This is a genomic window from Stenotrophomonas sp. PAMC25021 (assembly GCF_004795795.1).
Classification (GTDB): domain Bacteria; phylum Pseudomonadota; class Gammaproteobacteria; order Xanthomonadales; family Xanthomonadaceae; genus Stenotrophomonas; species Stenotrophomonas muris.
In genome coordinates this window covers 3,197,357-3,221,373 of sequence record NZ_CP039255.1, presented here as the reverse complement: position 1 = coordinate 3,221,373, position 24,017 = coordinate 3,197,357, and the positions used below count along the sequence as shown (strand labels likewise).

The window sequence follows — 24,017 nt, the reverse complement described above, 5'->3', positions numbered from 1 at the left end:
CCAAATTTTTCAACAAGATGCGCATTCATCTTCGCTTTGTTTGTGCACAGGGGAAAAGCGGCGCTAGAATCGCCATCAGCAGTCGCGCACGGGTCCAACCGATGAAAAAGAACAGCCTGCGTCGTCCGATCCGTTCGGCGGCCACCGGTTTGCTGGGCATGTTGATGCCCGTTGCCTTGTCCACCACCGCGCAGACACCGCCGGCGTTGCCGCCGATGCCGACCAACATCGAATCCGCGACGGCTGCCACCGTCGCCCACACCCAGCCTGCGGCCTACCGCACCGGTCTGGTGCCGCGCGTCCAGGCGCCGGCGGCTGGCTTCAACGTCGCCAACATCGAATCGATGGCGCAGCAGCTGACCTATGGCGAGCGCGTGCCAGGCATGGCGGTGGCGATCGTGCAGGGCGGCCGCATTCTCAGCGCGCGTGGCTATGGCGTCACCGACGTCAACAACCCGCTGCCGGTCGATGCGCACACCGTGTTCCGCCTGGCCTCGCTGTCCAAGGCCTTCGCCGGCACCATGGCCGGCCTGCTGGTCAACGACGGCACGCTGCGCTGGGACAGCAAGGTCACCGACTACGTGCCGGGCTTCCGCCTCAATTCGCCCGAAGCCACCGACCGCCTGACCGTGGCCGACGTGCTCAGCCATCGCGTCGGCCTGCCGTACAACGCCTACGACCGCGACATCGAAGGCAACGCCGAGTACTACGCGCTGACCCAGAAGCTGGCCAACACCAGCCTGAAATGCCTGCCGGGCGACTGCTACGCCTACCAGAACGTGGCCTTCAGCCTGATCGGCGACGTGGTCTATGCGGCCTCGGGCAGCTTCTACGAGCAGTCGGTCGAGCGCCGCATCTTCAAGCCGCTGGGCATGAATGATGCCAGTCTCGGCCTGGCCGGCATCCAGGCCAGCTCGCGCTGGGCGCGTCCGCACGTGCGCAGCCGCAACGGCTGGGTCTCGCTGACGCCCAAGCCCACCTATTACCGCGTCGCTCCGGCGGCTGGCGTCAACGCCAGCGCCAGCGACATGGCGCAGTGGCTGCTGGCCCACACCGGCCATCGCCCCGACGTGCTGCCGGCACCGCTGCTGGCCACCCTGCATTCGAGCCTGATCAACACGCCGGGCGAGATGCGTTCAGGCTGGCGCCGTGAGCGCCTGCACTCGGCGGGCTACGCATTGGGTTGGCGTACCTTCGACTACGCCGGCCACGACGTGGTGTTCCATGCAGGTGCCGTGCAGGGCTATCGCGGCCTGGTCGCGCTGGTGCCGGAACGTGACCTCGGCATCGCCATCCTCTGGAATGGCGAAAGCGGCCTGCCCAGCGGCCTGCTGCCGACCGTGCTCGACTCGGCGCTCGGCCTGCCGGCGCAGCGCTGGCTGGACGTGGACACCGACTTCGGCAGCGACAACCTGATGGCCGAGGGCGCAAGCCCGGCGCAGCAGGACAAGCGCAAGGGCAAGGGCGCCTCGGGCAACCGCGCGGTGGCTTCGCCGCGCTGACCAGGCGGGCTCGACCGTGTGTGCGAAGGGCGGCCCATCGGTCGCCCTTTTTGTTGGCCGTTGCAGCGTCGAGCCCATGCTCGGCTCTGCAGTTCCGCAGCGCTAGTGCGCGAAGTAGTGCATGCCGCCGTCCACTGGAATCACCGCACCGGTGATGTAACCCGCCAGCGGCGAGGCCAGGAACGCCACCAGCGGCGCCACTTCCTCCGGTTCACCAAAGCGTCCGATCGGGATGTTGCGGGCAATGAACGCGCGTCTGCTTTCCTCGGTGGGGTGCAGGCGGTCCAGGATCTGCGCGCTGTTGATGCGCCCCGGTGCAATCGCGTTCACCGTGATGCCCTGCCCCGCCACCTCCGACGACAGGCCCTTGCTCCACAGGTGCAATGCCGCCTTCGCCGCGGTGGCCGCGTTCACCGCGCGCGGTTCCATCGAACCGCTGAAATTGATCACCCGTCCCCATGCCTGCGCCTGCATGCCGGGCAACAGCGCCTGGGTCAGCCGTCGTGCGGCGGAGAAGTTCAGGGCGATCGCTTCCTCCCAGATATCGTCATCGGCATCGACCGTGGTCGGCCGGGAACCGCCTGCGGCATTGACCAGGATGTCGACACGCTGCAATGCCTCACGGGATGCGTCCGCGATGTACCGGAGGTCGCCGGCAACCGTGACATCGCCGGCCACGATGACCGGTGCAGCGCCGCCTTCGGCTTCGATCCGCGCCGCCAGCGCCTGCAGCGGTGCCCGCTGCCGCGACGTGATGGCAATGCGCACGCCCTGGGCCGCCAGCTGCCTGGCGACGGCGGCACCGATGCCGCTGGCCGCGCCCGTCACCAACGCGGTACGGCCAGCAAGATTCAAGTCCATGGTGTTCTCCTGTCAGCGTGGCCGGCGAATCCGGTCCGTGCACGACATGCTGTTTGATCACCCCTGATTGATAAACTCCACGCAGGTTTCAGCATTCAACACCCGGGGTGTCAGATGAACCTGCTGGAGAGCATGCAGGTCTACGTGCTGATCGTGGACAAGGGCAGCCTCAGTGCGGCAGCCGCGGCGATGGATATCTCGGCAACGATGGCCGGCAAGCACCTGCGCGCATTGGAAGCCCGGCTGGGCATGCAGCTGTTGAGCCGTACCACCCGGCGCCAGCACATGACACCGTTCGGCGAGGACTACTACGCGCGCTGCAAGGAGATCCTGCGCCTGGTGGAGGAAACCGACGCGCAGGCGCAGCACCAGCAGCTCTCACCGGCGGGCACGCTGCGCATCAGCGCACCGGTGATCTTCGGTACACACGCGCTGGTACCGGCGCTGGCCGAGTACATGGCCCGTCATCCGGATGTCCGGGTCGAAGCCACGCTGACCGATCGTGTGGTCGACCTGGCCGAAGAGGGCTTCGAGGCGGCACTGCGCATCGGCACGCTGGCCGACAGCAGCGTGCTGGTGGCCCGAGCACTGGCCCCCTATCGCTTGATGATGTGCGCATCGCCGGCGTATCTGGCCAGGCACGGCACGCCACGCAGCGTGCACGCACTTGCCGGCCATCAATGCCTGTCGTTCGAACCGAGTGCGCTTGCCCAGTGGCTGCAGCACGACGCTGGCGAGCTCGACCACGTGCCCGACGGCCGACTGCAGATCAACAATGGCGAAGCGCTGCGTTCGGCGGCGCTGCACGGCCTTGGCATCGTCCTGCAATCGACGCTGCTGCTGGCCGCCGATGTCGAGGCGGGGCGTCTGGTGCAGCTGTTCCCGGAATACGGTCAGGCCGGTCGGCCGATGCACGTGGTCTATGCGCACGACCGTTACCACTCCACCCGCCTGCGCAGCTTCCTCGACTTCCTGATGGAGCGCTTTCCAGCGGCGCCGCACGGCTAGCGCCGACCGTCAGCAAAGCGGTCGAGCCTGGCTCGACTCGACGCTACAAGTGGCCCATAAAAAAACCCCCTCCCCGCTGGGCAGCCAGGGAAGGGGGTTTCAGGATGCGGCTATCGGGAAGTACTTAGATCAGCGGCGCCGGGGTTGCCGGCAGAGCGACCGGAGCGGCCTTCTTCTTGCGGGCGGCCGGCTTGCGCTTGGCAACCTTCTTCGCTGCCTTCTTCGGGGCAGCCTTCTTGGTGGCCTTCTTCGCGGTCTTCTTCACTGCCTTCTTGGCGGTCTTCTTGACGGCCTTCTTGGCAGTGGCCTTCTTCGCGACCTTCTTGGCCGGCTTGCGCGCCGCGGCCTTCTTGGCAGTCTTCTTGGTGGCCTTCTTGGCAACCTTCTTGGTGGCCTTCTTGGCAGCGGACTTCTTGGCTACCTTCTTCGCCGCCTTCTTCACTGCCTTCTTCGCAGTGGTCTTCTTGGCGACCTTCTTCGCAGCCTTCTTCACTGCCTTCTTGGCGGTTGCCTTCTTCGCGACCTTCTTCACTGCCTTCTTGGCAGCGGCCTTCTTCGCGACCTTCTTCACCGCTTTCTTGGCGGCGGGCTTCTTCTTCGCAGCTTTCTTGGTTGCCATGGGATGGCTCCTCGTCAGTGATAGGGAGTTGAAACGCCCAGTTGGATCAAACCCGCGGATGCTGCGTGCGGGGACCGCCGGCGCGTCAGGCGCGCCGTTACGGATGCGGCAATGCCCGCCTCGATCGGCGGAGCGGGCATCGGAACGGGAGTTGCCTTGCATTTCTCCGGGGGAAGCGGGGCCATGTCCACCGTCATCAGGGTCGCGGTGGTCTTGAAGGGGCTGCTTCGCATCGGACGATTGATTCTGCGCACTCGGTTGGGCAGGCAAGGTCTGCTGAGGCGAAACCTAATCACGGTTTTTTTTACTGTCAACAACCCCCGCGAAAAATTTTCACATCCGCGCCTTCCCGGGCGCCGCCGGCGCCACCACTCTGCACGGCCTGCAACGACGGTGGAAGCGGCGCGCACGCACGTTGCCTGCATCGATGCCAATGCAGGCGTTGATCAAAAAACACTTGAAATAAGCACTCCGCGTAGACAGGCGCAGGCAAGGCACAACGGCGTACGCGCATCGTCGGTGGTCACCGGCACCGCCGCCAACGCCAGCACAACGGCGCCGCAACGGGGGGCGAAAAGTTTTCACATTCGAACGCTTCGGCGCGGGGCTGAAACGCGGATTTGCGCAAAACTGCGCACGCCCATCGGCACCGTTCGCCTGTCGGCTGATGCCACGCCGAGGGTGCACAGCGAACCCCGCGTCATGAGTCCGACGCGGTCGCCAAAACAAAAACGGCCACCCGAAGGTGGCCGTTCCAGAATCCGGAAACGACGACTCAGTGGTCGTCGTTCTCCAGGGCTTCGGCGTACGCGTCCGGGTCCAGCAGCTCGTTGACCTCTTCGGCGTTGGTCAGTTCGATCACGAACATCCAGCCTTCGCCGTAGGCATCTTCGTTGATGGTTTCCGGCTTGTCGGACAGGGCCAAGTTGACCTCGACGACCTTGCCGCTGATCGGGCTGTAGACGTCCGAGGCGGCCTTCACCGACTCGACGACGGCGATCTGTTCGCCGGCCTTGGCGTCGGCGCCGACTTCCGGCAGTTCGACGTAGACCAGGTCACCCAGCAGGCCCTGGGCGTGGTCGGAAATACCGACGGTGACGCGGCCATTGCCTTCGACACGGGCCCACTCATGGGACTTGAGGAACTTGAGGTCGCCGGGGATCTCGCTCATGGGACTGCTCCAGAGATATGCAGGGGTGGAAAAAACGGGGCTAGTGTAACCAACCGGCCGCCACTGCTGTCAGTGACGACCGGCACGTTCGGATCAGGCGTCGGCGAGCACGCCGGGCTGGGCCTGGCCTTCGCGCACGAACGGGAACTTGACCACGCGCACCGGCACCTGCCGGCCGCGGATGTCGACGGTGACCTCGCCGAGTTCACCGGCCGGCACGCGGGCGAAGGCGATGCCCTTGGCCAGGGTCGGCGAGAAGGTGCCGGACAGGATCTCGCCCTGGCCGCCAGCGGTGGTCACCGCCTGGCCGTGGCGCAGCACGCCCTTCTCGTCCATCACCAGGCCGATCATCTGGCGCGCGGTGCCGGCGGCCTTCTGCGCCTCCAGCACGTCGCGGCCGATGAAGTCGCGGCCTTCGTCCAGCGACACGGTCCAGGCCAGTGCCGCTTCATACGGGCTGATCTCTTCGTCCATGTCCTGGCCGTACAGGTTCATGCCGGCCTCCAGGCGCAGGGTGTCGCGCGCACCGAGGCCGGCCGGCTTCACGCCTGCCGCCAGCAGGCGGTTCCAGAAGGCGACCACGGCATCCTGCGGCAGCAGGATCTCGAAACCGTCTTCACCGGTGTAGCCGGTGCGGGCGACAAACAACTCGACGCCGTCGTCGGACTGCGCCTGCAGGGCGGCGAAGCGGCCCAGCTTGGTCAGTGCTGCACGGTCGGCTTCGCGGGCCAGGCCGATCACGATGTCGCGCGCCTGCGGGCCCTGCACGGCGAGGATGGCCAGGTCCGGGCGCTGCTCGACGGAAACACCGAACGGTGCCGCCTGCTCACGCAGCCAGGCCAGGTCCTTTTCGCGGGTGGAGGCATTGACCACCATGCGGAAGAAATCGTCGCCCAGGTAGTAGACGATCAGGTCGTCGATGACGCCGCCGCGCGGATTCAGCATGCACGAGTACAGGGCCTTGCCGGTCACCTTCAGTTTGTCGATCGAATTGGCCAGCAGGCGGCGCAGGAACGGCTTGACCTGGTCACCGCGCAGGTCGACCACGGTCATGTGACTGACGTCGAACACGCCGGCTTCGCGACGCACCAGGTGGTGTTCGTCCAGCTGCGAGCCGTAGTGGATGGGCATGTCCCAACCCCCGAAATCGACCATCTTGGCGCCAAGGGCGCGGTGGGTATCGTTGAGCAGCGTCTTCTGGGTCATGACCGGTCCGGCAGCAGAGGAAACAGGAATTCCCATTATCCCAGATCGGTCGCCCGCAGGCGTGCCGCAGCGCAGCGGTTCGTGGAAGCGGAAGCGCGGCCCGCCGCGCCCTTTCCCTTTCGGGCGAGGCAATGGCTGCGCTCCCCGCAGCCGCCTGTTACAGGCGCACCCGCCCACGCAGGATGTCGACGAACATCACCCAGTCACCCATGAATGAATACAGCGGATGCCGGAAGGTGGCCGGGCGATTCTTCTCGAAGAAGAAGTGGCCGACCCAGGCGAATCCATAACCGCAGAACAGCGCGGCCAGCAGGAGCGTCGGCTGGCCGCGCAACACGGCAGCCGCAGCCAGCAGCAGCACCCCGCAGCTGCCGATGAAATGCAGGCGCCGCGAGACCGGGTGGCGGTGCTCGCTGAGATAGAACGGATAGAACTCGCGGAAGCTGGCGAAGCGGGACATGCGCGTGCTCCGGGGCCGTGGTCACTGCCATCATGCGCCTTACCGGGATGCAGCGCTGCGCGCTTGCGGGGCATGGCCCGGCGGCCGTTGTAGAGCCGAGCCATGCTCGGCTGCCTTGGCCTTTGTAGCGCCAAGCTCGCTCGACTGCTCCCCGGAGAAGCAGCCGAGCATGGCTCGGCTCTACAAAAGGGTGGGCGCGGTCGAGCCTGGCTCGACGCTACACCGGGGGCGTGCGCGGACCGAACATGATCACCGCCATGCCGGCCAGGCACAGGGCTGCACCGAACAGGTCCCAGCGGCTGGGGCGGATGCCGTCGACCAGCCACAACCAGAACAGCGCGGTGCCGATGTACACGCCACCGTAGGCGGCATAGACCCGTCCACTGGCAGTCGGGTGCAGAGTCAGCAGCCAGGCGAACAGGGCCAGGCTGGCCGCGGCCGGCAGCAGCAACCAGACGCTGCCTCCCTTGCGCAGCCACAACCATGGCAGGTAACAGCCGACGATCTCGGCCAGCGCGGTCAGCAGGAACAGGCCAAGCGTCTTCACGCTTTTTCTGCTGCCTTGGCGTGCTGCCACAGCGCTTCCTGCGCATCCAGGTCCAGTGCCACCAACGCCTCCCCCTGCGCCTCGGCCTGCGCTTCCATCGCGCGGAAGCGCCGCTCGAACTTGTGGTTGGCCCCGCGCAGTGCGGCGCCCAGATCGATATCGGCGTGCCGGGCCAGGTTGGCGCAGACGAACAGCAGGTCGCCCAGTTCTTCCTGCAGGCGCGCCTTGTTGCCCGCGATATCGCCGCGCTCGAATTCCTCTCGCAGCTCCTGCAGCTCCTCGGCCGCCTTGTCCAGCACAGGCAGCGGGCCCGGCCAGTCGAAACCGACCCTGGCCGCGCGCGACTGGAGCTTCACGGCGCGCTGCCATTCCGGCAGGCCACGCGAGATACCGGCCAGTGCGGAGGTGTCTTGCTCGCCCTTGGCGGCACGCTCGGCGCGCTTGATCGCGTCCCAGTTGCGCATCACCCCGTCGGCATCGTCGACGCTGACATCGGCAAACACATGCGGGTGACGGCGCTGCATCTTGTCGCTGATCGCACGTGCGACATCGGCGAAGGCAAATGCCCCCTGCTCCTCGGCCATGCGTGCGTGGAACACCACCTGCAGCAGCAGGTCGCCGAGCTCGTCGCAGAGATCGTCGAGGTCGCCGCGGTCGATCGCATCGGCAACCTCGTAGGCTTCCTCGATGGTGTACGGGGCAATGGTCGAGAAGTCCTGCTCCAGGTCCCATGGGCAACCTCCCTGCGGGTCGCGCAGGCGCGCCATGATGACCAGCAGGCGTTCCAGTTGATGGCTTGCCTCGCTGCCGGTGGCAGGGGTGTCGTGCGCGCTCATGCGGCCTCCAGGTTCAGTCGGACAACCAGTCGCGCCACGGCAGGCTGGTATCACCAAGGGCAATGAAATCGCCGTTCAACAGCGTTTCGCGGCGGTTGTAGCGGAACGGCTTGCCGGTCGCGGCCGACAGCACCGCGCCACCCGCCGCATGCAGCACGCACTGGCCGGCGGCGGTATCCCATTCAGAGGTCGGGCCGAGCCGCGGATAGACATCCAGGCCGCCTTCGGCGATCCGGCAGAATTTCAGCGACGATCCCTGCGCGATGGTCTCGATGCGGCCCATGCGCGCCAGCAGCGCCTCGGTTTCCGGCGAACGGTGCGATCGGCTGGCGGCGACGCGCAGCGGAGCAGTGGCCGGCGTGCGGGTGCGCAGCACGGTGTCGTGCAGACCCTGCCGCCGATAGGCCAGTTCCCCGCGCATGGCATGCCAGACAATGCCGGTGACCGGCGCCAGCACCACGCCGAATGCCGGTGCGCCCTGGTAGATCAAGGCAATGTTGACGCTGAACTCACCGTTGCGCTTGACGAACTCGCGGGTGCCGTCGAGCGGGTCCACCAGCCAGTAGGCGCCCCAGTGGCGGCGCTGCTCCCAGCCCACCTGCGCCGATTCCTCGGACAGGATCGGCAGGTCCGGGGTCAGCTGGCGCAGGCCCAGTTCAATGACCTGGTTGGCGGCCAGGTCAGCTGCGGTGACCGGGCTGTTGTCGTCCTTGATCTGCACGTCGAAGCCATCGGCATACACCTGCATGATGGCCTGTCCGGCTTCCTGGGCGATGGCGATGGCGGTCTCGCGCAGGTCCGTCGTCAGCTTGATCATCGCGTTCCCTGCAGCCACTGGCGGGCAATGAACAGCGCCGCCAGCGAGCGTCCCTCTGAGAAGTCCTCGCGCAGCATCAGCTGGTCCAGTTCGGCCAGCTTCCACGGCACCACTTCCAGCTCCTCCGGCTCGTCGCCGGCCAGTTTTTCCGGGTACAGGTCGCGCGCCACCACCAGCCACGACTGGTGGCTCATGTAGGTCGGGGCCAGGGTCATCGCGCGCAGCACGTCGACCCGGCGCGCACCATAACCGGCCTCTTCCTTCAGTTCGCGGTCGGCCGCCTGCTCGGGCGTCTCGCCGGCATCGATCCGGCCCTTCACCAGCCCCAGTTCGTAACGGTGCATGCCAGCGGCGTATTCACGTACCAGCAGCACGGTTTCGTCGTCGAGCATCGGCACCACCACCACCGCACCGTGCCCACGGCTGACCAGGCGCTCGAAGCGGCGGCGTTCGCCGTTGGAGAACTCCAGGTCCAGGTGCTGGCGCTGGAAGGGGCCGTTCTCCTCATCGGTGATCCGATGGATGATCGGCAAGCGACGGCCGGCACGGTCATCGTTCATGCGGAATCTCCGCGGCGACCGGCGGCTGCGCCGGGGCCGATAGAATGTGCAGGCAGCAACATGTTCATGAGCCCGAAATGCTAGCAGACCCAACCCCCTCCCCGCTGGTCCGCCACTGGCGGCAGCGCGACCTGCAGGTGCTGTGGCACCCGTGCACGCAGATGCGTGAGCATCCGGACACCCTGCCGCTGGTACCGATTGCCCGTGGCGAAGGCGCATGGCTGATCGACCACGACGGCAACCGCTATCTGGACGCGGTCAGCAGCTGGTGGACCAATCTGTTCGGTCATGCCGAACCGCGCATCGGTGGTGCCATCGCTGCCCAGGCCGGGCAGCTGGAACAGGTGATGCTCGCCGGTTTCGGCCACGAGCCGGCGATCACCCTGGCCGAACGCCTGCTGGCACTGGCGCCACGCCAGGCCGGCCGCGAACCGCTGGCCAAGGTGTTCTACGCCGACAACGGGTCCGCCGGCGTGGAAGTGGCGCTGAAGATGGCCTTCCAGTACTTCCAGAACCGCGGAGAGCCCCGGCGCACGCGCTTCATCGCGCTCGAGAACGGCTACCACGGCGAAACCCTGGGCGCGCTGGCGCTGGGTGACATTCCGCTGTACCGCCGCGTCTATGCGCCGCTGCTGGCCGAGGGCCTGTTCGCGCCGTCGCCCGATGCCTACCTGGCCGAACCGGGCCAGAGCGCGGCCGATCGCGCACGGCAGGCGGCCGATGGCCTGGCCACGCTGTTCGACCAGCACCCGGGCGAGGTCTGCGCGGTGATCCTGGAACCGCGCCTGCAGTGTGCCGGCGGCATGCGCATGCATGACCCGGTCTACCTGCAGCGCGTGCGCGAACTGTGCGATGCCCATGGCGCGTTCATGATCGCCGACGAGATCGCCACCGGCTTCGGCCGCACCGGCACCCTGTTCGCCTGCGAGCAGGCCGGGGTGATGCCGGACCTGATGTGCCTGTCCAAGGGCCTGACCGGCGGCTTCCTGCCACTGGCCGCCGTACTGGCGACGCAGGCGCTGTATGACGCCTTCCTCGACGACTCGCGCGAGCGCGCCTTCCTGCATTCGCACAGTTACACCGGCAACCCGCTGGCCTGCGCCGCGGCGCTGGCGACGCTGGACATCTTCCGCGACGACGATGTGATCGCGCGCAACCGGGGCATCGCCTCGGTGATGGGCACGCTGGCGGCACCGTTTGCCGACCACCCGCACGTGGCCGACGTGCGCCAGGCCGGCATGGTGGTGGCGTTCGAGCTGTCGCGCGACGGCAACAAGCGCACGCCGTTCGACCCGGGCCTGCGGCTGGGCCTGCAGGCCTACAAGGCCGCCCTCAAGCGCGGCGTGGTGCTGCGCCCGCTGGGCGACGTGCTGTACTGGATGCCACCCTACTGCGTGGACGACGAACAACTGGAGCTGCTGGCGCACACCACGCTGGCGGCCATCGACGAGGCGATTGCATGCGCGTGACCCGCTGCCCCATCGACCTGGCGCTGCACAGCGGCCAGACCGTGACCCTGCCGGAAGAGACCGCCAATCACCTGGTGCGGGTGATGCGCCTGCGCGAAGGCGATACCTGCGTGCTGTTCAACGGCGATGGCCACGACTACAGCGCGACGCTGACCGTGGCCGGCAAGCGCGAGGTGCAGGTCCGCATCGACGCCGTGCAGGCCATCGACAATGAATCCCCGCTGGCGATCACCCTGCTGCAGGGCATCGCCCGTGGCGAGAAGATGGACCTGATCCTGCAGAAGGCCACCGAGCTGGGCGTGGTCGCGATCATTCCGGTCAACGCCGAGCGCACCGAGGTGAAGCTGGACGCGGCACGGGCGGAAAAGCGCGTGGCGCACTGGAACAACGTGGTGACCTCGGCCTGCGGCCAGTCCGGGCGCGCGCGCATTCCGCCGGTAGGATCGCCGCTGTCGCTGGCGCAGGCTGCGGCGGCGCTGCCAGCCGATTCGCTGCGCCTGACCCTGGATCCGCAGGGAGCACATCGCCTGTCGACGCTGGAAGCCGCTCCCGCTGGCGGCATCGTGATTGCAATCGGCCCGGAAGGCGGCTGGTCGCCACGCGACTGCGATCAACTGGCCGCAGCAGGATTCCAGGGGCTGCAACTGGGGCCGCGGATCCTGCGCACGGAAACGGCCGGACTGGCCGCGATCGCGGCGTTGCAGGCGCGGTTGGGCGATCTGGGGTAAGGCTGATTCGTGGTAGTGCCGGCCGCTGGCCGGCATCCACGGGATCATGGGGCTGCCGGCCAGCGGCCGGCACTACCAGCTACCCGACCGGCGGATTGCCGATCAGGCCGCCAGCGAATGTCGACGCTGGAAGCCGCTCCCGCTGTCGGCATCGTGATTGCAAGCGGCAGGATTCCAGGGGCTGCAACTGGGGCCGCGGATCCTGCGCACGGAAACGGCCGGACTGGCCGCGATCGCGGCGTTGCAGGCGCGGTTGGGCGATCTGGGGTAAGGCTGATTCGTGGTAGTGCCGGCCGCTGGCCGGCATCCACGGGATCATGAGGTTGCCGGCCAGCGGCCGGCACTACCGGGAACCCGACCGGCGGATTGCCGATCAGGCCGCCAGCGGATGTCGACGCTGGAAGCCGCTCCCGCTGGCGGCATCGTGATTGCAAGCGGCAGGATTCCAGGGGCTGCAACTGGGGCTGCGGATCCTGCGCACGGAAACGGCCGGGCTGGCCGCGATCGCGGCGTTGCAGGCGCAGTTGGGCGATCTGGGGTAAGGCTTCGTGGTAGTGCCGGCCGCTGGCCGGCATCCACGGGATCATGGGGTTGCCGGCCAGCGGCCGGCACTACCGGCTACCCGACCGGCGGATTGCCGATCAGGCCGCCAGCGAATCCAGCGCCGCTTCCAGTGCATCCAGGTTCGGCAGCAGCGCGCTCTGCTCACCCAGCAGCACGCGCATGTGCACGATCTGCGGCAGGGTTTCTTCGGAGGCGTCGGCCAGCAGGCCGTCGCGCGGCACCGAGATCAGCTGCGGGAAGTTCTGCGTCAGCAGCGCGTAGTACGGGCGCTGCGCGTTGCCGCTGAGGGACTTCAGTACTACCACCTTGTTGTGGCCGGCCACCGTCTCTTCGCCCAGCCCGGAAAGGCGTGCGAACGACACCAGCGGCACCTGCCAGCCGTGCCAGCCGATCTCGCTAACCAGCCAGCGCGGTGCATCGGAGACCGGCTGCACCGGTACGCGCGACATCATTTCGGCCACGGTGGCATTGGGCAGCAGTACGCGCTCGTTGCCGGCCTGGATCAGGACGCCGCGGATTTCGTCGTTGCTGGCGTAGCTCATGGTGCCTCTCCGTTGTCGTCCTGCTCACCCCAGCGCGCGGCAATTGCCTGCGCCAGCTCCTGCGGTTCACCGGCCACCATGCCGGCAGCAACCACGGCGGTGGCCGCAGCCGGGTCGTAGCAGCCCTCGCCTACCTGCCCGGCCACCCACGCACCGGCGGCCGCCAGGTCCAGCGCCGGGCCGACATGGGCCAGGTCGGCACCGCTGAGCAGCACCAGCGCAGTGTGTGCGGCCGGCAATGCAGCGAGCGAAATACCGGTGGCATCGCTCTGGAAATGCAGGCCATCGCTGGCCGCGCGCACGCCGATATCATCAGCCAGCACGTGGACCTCGCCCGGCGCGGCGCGCTGGCCGGCCTCGGCCAGCTGCACCGGCAACGGCGAAACACGCGACATCTGCTTGACCAGGTTGCCGTAGCGGCCACCGTCCAGGCGCATGTGCACCAGGACCGGCACGCTCAACGACGCGGGCAGTGCGCCGAGCAGGCGACGCAACGCATCCGGGCCACCGATGCCGGCCAGCACCAGCACTGATGCGGCGCGCGCACCGGCCGGGGCGGCGGCATCCAGATCGACCAGGGTCAAATGATCGGTATCGAAGGAGGGCTGCGGCGCAGCGGCCGGCGCCGCCACTTCTGCCGGTGCCGGCGCTTCGATCGATTCCTCGACCAGCGACCAAGCGGTGTGATCGAAGGAGATCGGCGGTGCCGCAGGCGCCGCCGGTTCGGCCGGCGCTTGCGGCGGCGAAGGCGGATCCCGTGGTTCGGGCACGTCCGGCTGCAGTGCCGCCAGGGCCTGCTCCAGCGCGATCGGTTCGTGCAGGTGTGCCGGCGGCGAATACAGACCGTCGGCCGGAACGTCATCGGCCCAGCTCAGCGCCTGCGCCAGATGCGGCTGCAGGGCTTCTTCCTGCGGTGCCGGCGCGGGCGCCGGATGGCCGGGCTCCAGCTGCAGGCTGGGCTCTTCCTCGGCACCCGGCGGCAACACCTGCTGGTGGCCGTGCAGCTTGGCGGCCAGATGGCGCCCCCAACGCTGCGCCTCCCAGCCGTCGCGGCGCGCGGCCAGCTCGGCCTCATCGAACACCAGGGTCAGCCCCGGTGCCGAGAGCGCGGCGTCCAGCCGTTCCAGTGCGTCCTCGATGGCCGCTTCCAGCGCGATCACCACGAACTGCGGATCCGCAGCCTGCAGGACCTGTGGCTCCAAGCCGTTCGGGTCATCTTCCAGAACCAGCTGCACATCTGCATGCGACAGCGCCTCGCGCAGGCGTTCGCGCGCCGCACCGGGGCGGGCCAGCAGGGCGACGGCCGGGGCCGGATGGGTTTCACTCACGGACACGGGCGATCCCCAGCAGGTCGTACACGTTACGCATCAGGTCCAGTTCCTGGTACGGCTTTCCCAGATACCGCTGGACACCGATCTCGAAGGCGCGCTGGCGGTGCTTGTCGCCGCTGCGCGAGGTGATCATCACGATCGGCACATCCTTGTAGCGCGGGTCGGCGCGCATCGCCGTGGCCAGCTCGTAGCCGTCCATGCGCGGCATCTCGATATCCAGCAGCATCAGGTCCGGCACGCGCTCTTCCAGCCGCTCCAGTGCTTCCACGCCATCGCGGGCGACGCTGACTTCGAAGTTGTGCCGTTCGAGGATCCGTCCGGTCACTTTGCGCATGGTCAGCGAGTCATCGACCACCATCACCAGCGGCACCTGGCGTTCGTCGCGCGGTGCATTGGCCAGCACCGGTGCGGTCGGATTGGCGAGGAAACGGCGCACCAGCGGCGCGACGTCCAGGATCACCACCACGCGACCATCGCCGGTGATGGTGGCACCGTAGATGCCCGGTACCGATGCGATCTGCAGGCCGACCGGCTTGACCACGATTTCGCGGTTGCCCAGCACCTGGTCGATCGCCACGGCAGCGCGCAGGTCACCGGCACGCACCAGCAGCAGCGGCACCTGGTCCTGGCCATCGGCGCGTGCCGGGGCCTGCCCGACCAGGCTGCCGAGGTCATACAGCGGATAGTCTTCGCCGCTGTAGCGGTAGCTGCTGTCGGCGGCCTCGAAGCGTTCGCGTGACAGGCGGCCGATACCACTGACCGAGGCCACCGGCACGGCGAAGGTGGTTTCACCGATCTGCACGAACACCGCCTGGGTGACGGCCAGCGTCTGCGGCAGGCGCAAGGTGAAGCGCACGCCCTGGCCACGCACCGACTGGATGTCGACCGAGCCGCCGAGCTGGCGCACTTCGTTGCGCACCACGTCCATGCCCACGCCACGACCCGCCAGCTGGCTGACCTGGTCGGCGGTGGAGAAACCGGAGGCGAAGATCAGGTTGTCCAGTTCCTGCTCGCTGGGCTGCGCGTCGGCGGCCAACAGGCCACGATCGATGGCGCGGCGTCGGATCGCTTCGCGGTCCAGGCCAGCACCGTCATCGGCCACTTCCAGCACGATTTCCGAGCCTTCACGGTGCAGGCGGATGGCGACTTCGCCCTCTTCCGGCTTGCCGGCGGCGCGACGCTGTTCCGGCGCTTCCAGGCCGTGGGCCACGGAGTTGCGCAGCATGTGTTCGAGCGGCGCGACCATGCGGTCGAGGACATTGCGGTCCAGTTCGCCGTGGGTGCCCTCGAGGGTCAGGTGCACCTGCTTGCCGGTATCCATGCCGGACTGGCGGACCACGCGGCGCAGCCGCGGCACCAGGCCATCGAACGGCACCATGCGCGCGCGCATCAGGCCGTCCTGCAGCTCGGAGCTGACGCGCGACTGCTGTTGCAGCAACGAATCGTACTGGCGTGACAGATCGTCGAGCACGCCCTGCAGGCCCCCGAGATCGGCCGCCGACTCGTTCAGTGCACGGCTGAGCTGCTGCAGCGTGGAGAAGCGGTCCAGTTCCAGCGGATCGAACTTCTGATCGGCCTGGTCCTGCTCACGCTGGTAGCGGGCGACGATCTGCGCCTCGGTTTCCAGGTCGAGTCGGCGCAGCTGGTCGCGCAGTCGCGCATTGGTGCGCTCCAGCTCGCCCATCGCGCCGCGGAAGGCACCAAGCTGCTGTTCCAGGCGCGAGCGGTAGATCGCCACTTCACCGGCATGGTTGACCAGGCGGTCGAGCAGATCCGCGCGCACGCGCACCTGTTCCTGCTGCGGGCGCGCCAGCGGATCTTCATCGATCACGCCTTCGGCCGGCAGCGGTGCCGACAACGGCGCATCGAGCAGTGCCGGCGCAGGGCCGGCGACCGCTGCCGACGCGGTTTCTGCAACGCTCGCCACGTCCGCTGCGCCTGCGGCAGCCGCTGCTGCTGCGGCAATATCGGTGGTGGTACGCACTTCGAACGCATCGACCAGATCCTGCGCCGGTTCCACCACGCGGTGGTTACCGGTGCGGGTCAGCAGCTGGTGCAGGCGATCGAATCCGCGCTCCAGCAACTGCACATCGCGGCGTTCGATCTCGGTGCGACCGGCGGCGACCGCCTCCAGCAACGATTCGATGCTGTGGCCGAGATCACCGATGGCGTTGATGCCGGCCATGCGTGCGCCACCCTTCAGGGTGTGCAGGTCACGCTGCAGGCCGGCCAGCACCTCGCGGTCCTGCGGTGCATCACGCAGCTCGCTGATCAGGCCATCGCAGTGGTCGAGCAGGTCCTTGCCTTCCTCGACGAAGATGTCGACCAGCTCGCGATCGTAGACGCTGAAGTCGAGCGTATCGGTGCTGTCTTCCGGCACCGGCATGGCAAGGATGTCAGGTGTCACGGTTTCAGGCACGTCGGCTTCGGGCGCGCTGGCTGCCACGGCATCCGACACCGCAACCGCGTCGACGCCGGCAGCTTCGGCGTGGACCTCCGCCTGGCCCGGCGCGTCTTCCAGTTCGAAGAAGCGTACCGGTTCGGCGGTGGCCTGCGCTGCGGCCTCCGCGATCTCCTCATTCACCGTCGCCGGGGACGGCTGATCGGCGCTCTCTCCTTCACCGATCGCCGCCTCCCCGCCGACGTCCGCATCCTCGGCAAAGGCTTCCGCCTCGCCCGGCGCGAGTTCGCTGGCCTGCAGGCCGAGCACGGGCCATTGCCCGTCGTCGGCCAGGGGCTGCTCTTCGTCGATCACGTGCAGGCCGGCCTCGAGCGCGGCTTCCAGCGAGACCGGTTCTGCAAACCCCGGCGCAGCCATTTCATCCTGCAGGCTCGACAGCTCGCTGTCGAGTGGCAGTGCAGCAGGCATTTCGAACGCCGTGGCATCAGCGACGTGCGCGCGATCGGCCGAGGGCGCATTCAGGTCAGATGCGACGGCTTCGACAGCGGCCGGAGTCTCTTCGGCGTCGCGGTCGTCAACCGGCAGCGCACTGGCATCCAGGTACGGCGACAGATCATCCACGACGGTCAAACCGGCATCGTCGGACAACCGCAGCACGCCTTCGGCCTCCGCCTCGACACCGGCTACGGCAACGGCTGGAACGTCGTCGGCCACCTGGATCGATTCGACCACCGGCAGCGACGCATCCTCCTCACCCGGTACGGACGGCCATCCGGCATCGAAGTAGCGCGAAAGATCATCGCTGGCCGTCAGCTCACCGACCTCCAGCCCGGCCTCGATCGCCACGTCGGCGACCGGGGCTTCGACAGTATCGGCACGTGCTTCCGCGTCCTGCTCCGGTGCGGCAAAAGAATGCGGCACCGCATCGGATTCAGGCGCGACGGCTGTCGATGCATCCGCGTCCAGTTCCACCGGCGGTTCGTCATCCAGCGCCAGATCGTCTTCTTCGTCTTCCAGGCCCACCATCGGCCAGCGCGCTTCCGGCAACGCGCCAGCCAGCGCCTGCAGGCGCTGCGCGAGTACCTGTTGCGGCGCGATGCGCGGCTGTTCGGCCTGCAACGCTTCCATGGTGGCGGTGATCGCCTGCGCAGTCGCATCCAGGGCGGCTACGCCTTCATCACCCGGGACCACCTCGGCGGCCAGTGCGCGCTTGATGTAGGACTCCGCGCCGCCGGTCACCGCCGTGATCTCGGGCACTTCGGTCATCGCGAAGGCGCCGTTCATGGTGTGCACCGCGCGCAGCAGTGCATCGCTGACCGGTTGCGGCGCCTGCTGCGCCGAACGCAGCCAGTCCTGCAGGGTGGCCTGGTGGACTTCCACCTCGGCCTCGAGAATCTCGCGCAGCACGCTGTCGATGTTGGCCGGCGTACCGGCCACTTCGGCCTCCACGTCGGTATCGGCCGGCGCCGAGGCGGCAGCCTCCACATCGAGAATGCGGCTGATCTCGTCTTCGCCGTCAGCTTCAGCAACCGGTACAACCGGCGCAGCCGCACCCGGCAGCGGTACGTAGTAGGTTTCCTCGCCTGCGCCGACACGATCGGCAATGGCCTGCATGGCCTGCAGGTCGACGCTGATGCGCTGGCCGTGGCGCAGCGCTGCGTTCAGTTGTGGCAGCGCCGCATGTGCGTTGTCGACCATCGCCAGCACCGCCGGCGAGGCGGCGCGGCTGCCATCCAGCACGCGGTTGAGCATGCCTTCGATCTTCCACGCGAACTCGCCCAGCGTACGTGCGCCAACCAGGCGGCCACTGCCCTTGAGGGTATGGAAGATGCGGCGGATCGGGCGCAGCCGGTCCATGTTGTCCGGCTGCATGCGCCACGCCGGCAGCAGCGTGCCCAGATTGGCGAGCTCGTCGTCGAACTCTTCCAGGAACACCTCGCGGATGTCCTCGTCGATGTTCTCGGCGTCGTCGTCGAAGCCGGCGTCGAAGCCCGTAGTCGCGTCGGCATTGGCGTCGGCGCCGGTCGCAACGACCGCCTCCGGTGCCGTCGCGGTGGGCATCGCCTGCGGATTGAAGCCGGCAGCAGCTGCACTCAGCTCGGCGAAGAACTGGGCATCGGCTTCGCTGAAATCGATCGGCGCGATGGTGTCGATATCGATCACCGACACGGCCGGCGCCGACGTTTCCGCTGCCGGGGCGGGCGCTTCGATCGACGGCGGCGTGATCGACGATGCCGGCAGGTCATCCGGAGCCTCGTCCACCCTGACCTCCGCCGCAGGCGATGCATCGGCCAGCGGCGGCGCCACGGCATCGACGATCTCCAGCGACGGATGCAACCCGGCGTCATCGTCCAGCGACAACGTTTCCATCGCGTGCAGCGACAGCACATCGTCAGCGTTGTCCAATGCATCGGCGTCGAAGCGGAACACCACGTCGTCGGCCTCGGCAACCGCGCCCCGTTCGGCCGCTACCGGATCGAACACCGGCGCAGCATCGAATCCGGTCACGGGCGAAACCACGCTGTCCGTCGTCTCGTCGATCGCAGGCGCTGCGCTTTCCTCGAGCACCTGCGGCGCCTCGGACAGCGACCACTGCGGTGCATCGGCGTGATCGCTGTCGGCCAGTTCGAAGCTGACGGGATCGAAACTGGCGAACGTCGGCGCGCGTTCGTCGCCGGCGGGCGCGGCCGCCTCGGCTTCGGGGTAGAACGGCGCCAGCTCCCACTGTGGGACATCAGGCGCAGGTGCGCTGGACGCGGCGAAGACCAGCGATGCCTCGGCATCATCCTGTGTTGGCAGCGGCGAGGCGCCAGCATCCAACGGGCTGGCGGCCACGACGCCCGCGGTGCCCAGCGCGCCGAACATCAGGCTGTTGTCGGGCACCCTCGGTGCCGGTGTGGCCGGCGGCGGATCGAAGGTGAAGTCCGGCAGCGATACCGGCACGTCGCCGGCCGCGGGCGCAGCAGGCTGCACCGGTACCTCGATGCGCTCGGGCTGCAGCGGCTCGACCTGCACCGGCAGCGGCTCACGTTCGATCGCAAGCGCTGCCGGCGCTTCCGGTGCGGCGGCGTTGCGTTCGGGCAGCGGCCAGTAGCGCAGTGCCTCGAGGCTGCTGCGGGTGATTTCGAGGATGTCTTCGCGGCCCGGGCGACGATCGCGCAGGGCTTCCAGGTAGTACTCCAGGCTGGCCATGGCATCGGCCAGGGTGTCCAGCTGGCGGCCGCTGGGCACGCGCTGGCGGCCGATCAGCTCGGCCTCGATGTACTGCTGCACGCCACGCAGGTAATCGGCGGCGGTACCCAGGTCGAGCATGCGCAGCGCGCCGGACACATCGCCCAGCAGGCGCGGTACATCCTGCAGCTCGGCATGGTTCCAGCTGGTTTCGATGAAGGCGACGAAATGCTCGCGGGCGGCAGCGAAGTTGGCGATGGCTTCATGGGCCAGCACTTCCACCGTGCGCCGGTTCTCCACCGCGCTCGGATCGTCCTCGCCACTGCCGCCGGCGCCCAGATGGGCAACCTGGTCGTCCAGCGAGGCATCGACGTACAGCAGCGCACCGGCGATATCCAGCAGCAGGTTCTCGTCGATCTGCTGGCGCCCCTCGACCACGCCACGCAGCGCGTCGCGCTGCTGCACGACCACGCCACGGGCCACGCCCAGGCCCATCATGCCCAGCGTGTCGGCCACGGCGCCCAGTTCGTTGGCCTGGGTCTGCAGCTGTTCCGGTGCACCGCCGGTGCGCAGGTGCAGGTCAAGCGCATCCTTGATGCGCAGCAGTTCTTCCTTCACTGCGCTGCCGACGGTATCGAGCAGCTCGCGGTTGCGCCCGCTCAGGCTGCCCCGGGCATGGTCCAGCTCGGCCTCGGTGGCGGTGATGCTGTCCGGCGCAAAGGCCAGCAGCACGCTGTCGTTGACGCCTTCTTCGCCACGCGACGCGCGGATCTCGTTGAGCAGCGGCATCAGCACGATCGGAATGTCGCGATGGCCGTTCTGCAGGCGCTCCAGATAGTCCGGCAGCAGCACGCTGCCACGCATCAGGGTCGCACAGGCTTCATCCCGGTCGGCCACCTGGCCGGCGCCGATGGCATTGGCCAGCTGCTCGAGCTCTTCGGCCACCATCGCCGGGGCATACAGTTCAACCATGCGCAGGGTGCCCTGCACCTGGTGCAGGTAGCCGGCGCAGATGCGCATGCGGCTGGCATCACTCGGGTCTTCCGCGTAGTACTCGACCTCGTTGCGCACCTGGCGCAGGGTCTCGTCCAGCTCGGGCTTGACCCAGCCCAGCGCTGCGTGGCTCATCGCATCGCGCAGACTGCTCATGGACGCGCTCCGTTCGCCGCCGCGCGATGGCCGCGCGGATTCTGGCGTGGGGAATGGAAATGCTTCATCGACTGGTTCCTTGCTCGCCGCCCTGCCCGCGTCACGCCGGCAGCTTGAAGTCGGCGACCGAACGGCGCAGGTCCGCCGCCAGCTGCGCGAGGTGGCCGATCGACTCTGCGGTCTGCCCGGCACCCTGCGAGGTCTGGCCGGTGATCTGCCGGATCACGCCCATGGTGCGGGTGATGTCCGAGGCCGCGGCCGACTGCTGCTGGGCGGCGATGGAGATGTTCTTGATGAGGGTATTGAGGGCGTTGGATACGCGCTCGATCTCGGTCAGCGCGGTACCGGCGTCCTCGGCCAGGCGCGCACCGGACACCACTTCGGCCGTGGTCTGCTCCATCGAGGTGACCGCTTCGTTAGTATCGGCCTGAATGGCCTGGACCAGGTTTTCGATGCGTCGGGTCGCACCCGAGGTACGTTCTGCCAGGCGCTGCACTTCGTCGGCCACGACCGCGAAACCGCGGCCCGCTTCACCCGCCGACGCCGCCTGCACCGCCGCGTTCAGCGCCAGGATGTTGGTCTGCTCGGAAATGTCATTGATCAGTTCCACGATCGAGCCGATTTCCTGCGACGACTCGCCCAGGCGCTTGATGCGCTTGGAGGTTTCCTGGATCTGGTCGCGGATCTGGTCCATGCCCTGGATGGTCTCGCGCACCACGCCGGCGCCTTCGGCGGCGATCACCACCGAGCGCTGTGCCACGTCGGCCGACTCGGCCGAGTTGCGCGACACCTGCTCGATGCTCGCTGCGATTTCACCGATGCGGTCCGAGGCGGAGGTGATCTGGTTGGCCTGGTGGCCCGCCGCCTCTGCCAGCTGCATCGCGGTGGCCTGGGTTTCCTGGGTGGACATCGCGACCTTGGCCGAGGTGTCGTTGATGGTGGTCACCAGGTGGCGCAGCTCGTCCACCGCATAGTTGATCGCGTCGGCGATCGCGCCGGTCATGTCCTCGGTCACCGAGGCCTTCACCGTCAGGTCACCCTCGCCGAGCGAGGAGATTTCGTCCAGCAGCCGCATGATCGCCTGCTGGTTGCGGCTGTTGAATTCCACCTGGGTCTGGTAACGCAGTTCCTGCTCGCGCGAGCGGCTGCGCACGTTGGTGGAGACGAAGCCGATGATCGCGATCAGCGACAGTGCGCCGGACACCACGCCGATCCAGAAGTTGGGGAACAGGCGGGTGTCGGACACCGAGCCGAACGAGGAGAACGCATCGAACAGCTTGCGGCTGTCGTCCAGCATGTGGGCCGAGCCCTGGCCCAGCGCGGTCGCCGCCGATTGCGCCGCGAACAGCTGGCGCGAGCTGGCCAGGATCGCATCGGCGTCCTGCTTCATCGCTTCCCACTTCTGCTGCGACTGCTCCAGTGCGGCCACGGCGGCAGCACCGCGCACGGCGGTGATGCCCAGTTCCTCGTTGCCGTTGCGCAGGCCGTCGAGCACCTGCGAGAACACGGTGATGTCACGCGCCAGCGCATCCCCGGAGGTCGCTGCGGCGCTGCCACCGGCACGCATTTCGGTCACCCGACGGGCCATCGAACCGGCCACCACGACCTGCTGCAGTGCGCTGTACACCTGCGACGAGGGGGCGCCGGAGGCGGACATCGCGCGCACCAGCTCGTTCAGCTGGGCCTGCAGGCCCGGTACCGCGCCGGTGAAGTTGTTGGCATTGCCGGCCAGCGCCAGCACCGCCGGCTCGCTGGCCACCAGCTGGCCGGCCTGCTTGCCCAGCGGCGCCCAGGTTTCGCCCAGGGTGGCGATGGCGCCGGACACGCCCGGCTCCTTGCCATAGCGGCCCTGCAGCGTCGACACGTTCTGTTCGATCGCGTTGCGGGTGGCCTTGAAGGCGGTGAAGGCCTGGGCGTTGCCGCCGACCGCGTCACGTCCCTGGTTGGCCAGCTGCTGCGACAGCACCTGCAGGTCGGCGGCCTTGGAGCCGGCGTCGGCAAGGCGGCTGCCCTGCCAGGTGGCGACGCCGGTGTTGACGCCGAACAGGATCATCGATGCCAGCAGCAGGAACAGCCAGAGGTTGCTGCCGCCCAGCCGCAGCTTGCCGGTCTTGGTGGCGTCCGAAGCAGTACTCATCGTTCAACCTCGATCTTCAATGCAGGGGGCGATGCCCGGCCTCAGGCCGCGGCTTGCCGGAATTCAGGGGTGCGCGACAGCAGCGAGAGCGAGAACACGCCCCAGTCATGGCCGTCGGCATGGAAGGCACGGTCAACGAAATGGCCGTAGCGGCCTTCGGCCAACGTGCCCGCGTCGATCTGCTGGTCCAGCTCGAAGCTGCGCTGGCCGAACAGTTCATCGATGGTCAGTGCGACGTCGCCGCCAGCCTGGCGCATGATCAGCACGCGCTGGCCTTCCTGCTGCACGGTGCGCGTGCCTTCCAGGAAGTACTTCAGGTCGACCACCGGAAACAGGTTGCCACGCAGGTTGCCCACGCCCAGCAGCCAGGGCTGCGCGCAGGGCACCGGGGTCACCGGCGGCATCGGCACGATTTCCACCACTTCGCGGAAATCGGACACCAGCCGGCGCTGGCCGACGCGGTAACCGACGCCACGCCACAGGTCCTGGGCGAACTGCCGCCCGGGCAGCTGCACTGCATGGGCCAGGCTGCGTCGTTCGTAGGCTTCAAGGATGTCGAAGGGCGAGCGCATCAGGCCACCAGTTCGTTGATCCGCGCGATCAGTTCATCCTCGCGCGGCGGCTTGACGATGTAATCGGCTGCGCCCTGGCGCAGGCCCCAGGCCTTGTCGGTTTCCATCGCCTTGGTGCTGACGATGATCACCGGGATGTGCTTGATCGCCGCATCGCGGGCCATCGCCCGGGTGGCCTGGAACCCGCTCATGCCGGGCAGGACCACGTCCATCAGCACCAGCTGCGGCACCTGGTCGCGGACCAGCTGCAGGCCATCCTCGGCGTTGTCCGCTTCCAGCACCTCGTGGCCGGCACGGCGCAGCCACTGGGTGAACACCGCGCGGTCGGTCGGTGAATCCTCGATCAGGACGATACGAGCCATTGTG

19 protein-coding genes and 2 pseudogenes are annotated in these 24,017 nt (G+C 67.9%); 6 read left to right on the top strand and 15 right to left on the bottom strand.

Going from position 1 to position 24,017, the window contains the following annotated elements; all coding sequences use genetic code 11:
- Nucleotides 1-101 precede the first annotated feature (101 nt).
- Entirely contained in the window at nt 102-1,502 is a 1,401-nt protein-coding gene (locus E5790_RS14965) for a serine hydrolase domain-containing protein (RefSeq protein ID WP_032960851.1), read from the top strand.
- A gap of 102 nt (nt 1,503-1,604) precedes the next feature.
- Here E5790_RS14965 and E5790_RS14960 read toward each other — a convergent pair whose 3' ends face one another.
- Nucleotides 1,605-2,363: an SDR family oxidoreductase gene (locus E5790_RS14960; protein WP_032960847.1), complete on the bottom strand. Its 759-nt coding sequence runs from the start codon at nt 2,361-2,363 to the stop codon at nt 1,605-1,607.
- A gap of 114 nt (nt 2,364-2,477) precedes the next feature.
- On the opposite strand from E5790_RS14960, the gene E5790_RS14955 reads away from it, so the two are divergent.
- Nucleotides 2,478-3,371, top strand: coding sequence for a LysR family transcriptional regulator (locus E5790_RS14955; protein ID WP_014648080.1), 894 nt, complete (start codon nt 2,478-2,480; stop codon nt 3,369-3,371).
- 124 nt (nt 3,372-3,495) lie between these two features.
- Here the strand turns inward: E5790_RS14955 and E5790_RS14950 are convergent, their stop codons facing one another.
- The 8 genes from E5790_RS14950 to nudE form a co-directional block, all read right to left on the bottom strand.
- The gene (locus E5790_RS14950) at nt 3,496-3,990 is read right to left on the bottom strand and encodes a hypothetical protein (protein ID WP_014648081.1); all 495 of its coding nucleotides are present in this window, start codon (nt 3,988-3,990) and stop codon (nt 3,496-3,498) included.
- A 775-nt stretch (nt 3,991-4,765) separates the two neighbouring features.
- The gene (gene gcvH / locus E5790_RS14945) at nt 4,766-5,161 is read right to left on the bottom strand and encodes a glycine cleavage system protein GcvH (RefSeq protein WP_111207084.1); all 396 of its coding nucleotides are present in this window, start codon (nt 5,159-5,161) and stop codon (nt 4,766-4,768) included.
- Nucleotides 5,162-5,254: 93 nt separating this feature from the next.
- The gene (gene gcvT / locus E5790_RS14940) at nt 5,255-6,367 is read right to left on the bottom strand and encodes a glycine cleavage system aminomethyltransferase GcvT (RefSeq protein ID WP_014648083.1); all 1,113 of its coding nucleotides are present in this window, start codon (nt 6,365-6,367) and stop codon (nt 5,255-5,257) included.
- A 157-nt stretch (nt 6,368-6,524) separates the two neighbouring features.
- Nucleotides 6,525-6,827, bottom strand: a complete 303-nt coding sequence (locus E5790_RS14935) for a DUF962 domain-containing protein (RefSeq protein ID WP_014648084.1) — start codon at nt 6,825-6,827, stop codon at nt 6,525-6,527.
- 217 nt (nt 6,828-7,044) lie between these two features.
- Nucleotides 7,045-7,374, bottom strand: a complete 330-nt coding sequence (locus tag E5790_RS14930; protein WP_014648085.1) for a YnfA family protein — start codon at nt 7,372-7,374, stop codon at nt 7,045-7,047.
- A complete protein-coding gene (gene mazG, locus E5790_RS14925; protein ID WP_136191774.1) occupies nt 7,371-8,210 on the bottom strand; it encodes a nucleoside triphosphate pyrophosphohydrolase in 840 nt (279 codons plus the stop codon). Before mazG ends, E5790_RS14930 begins: the two co-directional genes overlap by 4 nt.
- A 13-nt stretch (nt 8,211-8,223) precedes the next feature.
- Nucleotides 8,224-9,027: a 3'(2'),5'-bisphosphate nucleotidase CysQ gene (gene cysQ, locus E5790_RS14920; protein WP_014038179.1), complete on the bottom strand. Its 804-nt coding sequence runs from the start codon at nt 9,025-9,027 to the stop codon at nt 8,224-8,226.
- Nucleotides 9,024-9,587, bottom strand: coding sequence for an ADP compounds hydrolase NudE (nudE, locus tag E5790_RS14915; protein WP_005418435.1), 564 nt, complete (start codon nt 9,585-9,587; stop codon nt 9,024-9,026). Before nudE ends, cysQ begins: the two co-directional genes overlap by 4 nt.
- 77 nt (nt 9,588-9,664) lie before the next feature.
- Here nudE and bioA point away from each other — a divergent pair, with 77 nt between their 5' ends.
- From bioA to E5790_RS14895, 4 genes and pseudogenes are all read left to right on the top strand, one after another.
- Nucleotides 9,665-11,056 carry an adenosylmethionine--8-amino-7-oxononanoate transaminase gene (bioA, locus tag E5790_RS14910; protein WP_247594914.1) on the top strand — a complete coding sequence of 464 codons (1,392 nt, stop codon included), beginning with the start codon at nt 9,665-9,667 and terminating at the stop codon, nt 11,054-11,056.
- On the top strand, nt 11,047-11,784 hold the full coding sequence (locus E5790_RS14905) for a 16S rRNA (uracil(1498)-N(3))-methyltransferase (RefSeq protein ID WP_111207085.1): 738 nt from the start codon (nt 11,047-11,049) through the stop codon (nt 11,782-11,784). The genes bioA and E5790_RS14905 overlap by 10 nt, the downstream gene beginning before the upstream one ends.
- A 166-nt stretch (nt 11,785-11,950) precedes the next feature.
- Nucleotides 11,951-12,055: pseudogene (locus tag E5790_RS14900) on the top strand (16S rRNA (uracil(1498)-N(3))-methyltransferase); the annotation flags it as partial.
- Between the two features lie 166 nt (nt 12,056-12,221).
- A pseudogene (locus E5790_RS14895) lies at nt 12,222-12,326 on the top strand (16S rRNA (uracil(1498)-N(3))-methyltransferase); the annotation flags it as partial.
- 99 nt (nt 12,327-12,425) lie between these two features.
- Here the strand turns inward: E5790_RS14895 and E5790_RS14890 are convergent.
- The 6 genes from E5790_RS14890 to E5790_RS14865 all read right to left on the bottom strand — a co-directional run bounded on the left by E5790_RS14890 (nt 12,426) and on the right by E5790_RS14865 (nt 24,013).
- A complete protein-coding gene (locus E5790_RS14890; protein ID WP_136191772.1) occupies nt 12,426-12,890 on the bottom strand; it encodes a chemotaxis protein CheW in 465 nt (154 codons plus the stop codon).
- A complete protein-coding gene (locus E5790_RS14885) occupies nt 12,887-14,224 on the bottom strand; it encodes a chemotaxis protein CheB (RefSeq protein WP_049441322.1) in 1,338 nt (445 codons plus the stop codon). The genes E5790_RS14890 and E5790_RS14885 overlap by 4 nt, the downstream gene beginning before the upstream one ends.
- The gene (locus tag E5790_RS14880; protein ID WP_049441324.1) at nt 14,211-20,942 is read right to left on the bottom strand and encodes an Hpt domain-containing protein; all 6,732 of its coding nucleotides are present in this window, start codon (nt 20,940-20,942) and stop codon (nt 14,211-14,213) included. Before E5790_RS14880 ends, E5790_RS14885 begins: the two co-directional genes overlap by 14 nt.
- Before the next feature lie 100 nt (nt 20,943-21,042).
- Nucleotides 21,043-23,079: a methyl-accepting chemotaxis protein gene (locus E5790_RS14875; protein WP_014038185.1), complete on the bottom strand. Its 2,037-nt coding sequence runs from the start codon at nt 23,077-23,079 to the stop codon at nt 21,043-21,045.
- A gap of 41 nt (nt 23,080-23,120) precedes the next feature.
- Nucleotides 23,121-23,651 carry a chemotaxis protein CheW gene (locus E5790_RS14870; protein WP_014648092.1) on the bottom strand — a complete coding sequence of 177 codons (531 nt, stop codon included), beginning with the start codon at nt 23,649-23,651 and terminating at the stop codon, nt 23,121-23,123.
- Complete coding sequence (locus E5790_RS14865; protein ID WP_005410717.1) at nt 23,651-24,013, bottom strand: response regulator; 363 nt, start codon at nt 24,011-24,013, stop codon at nt 23,651-23,653. Before E5790_RS14865 ends, E5790_RS14870 begins: the two co-directional genes overlap by 1 nt.
- Nucleotides 24,014-24,017: the final 4 nt, after the last annotated feature.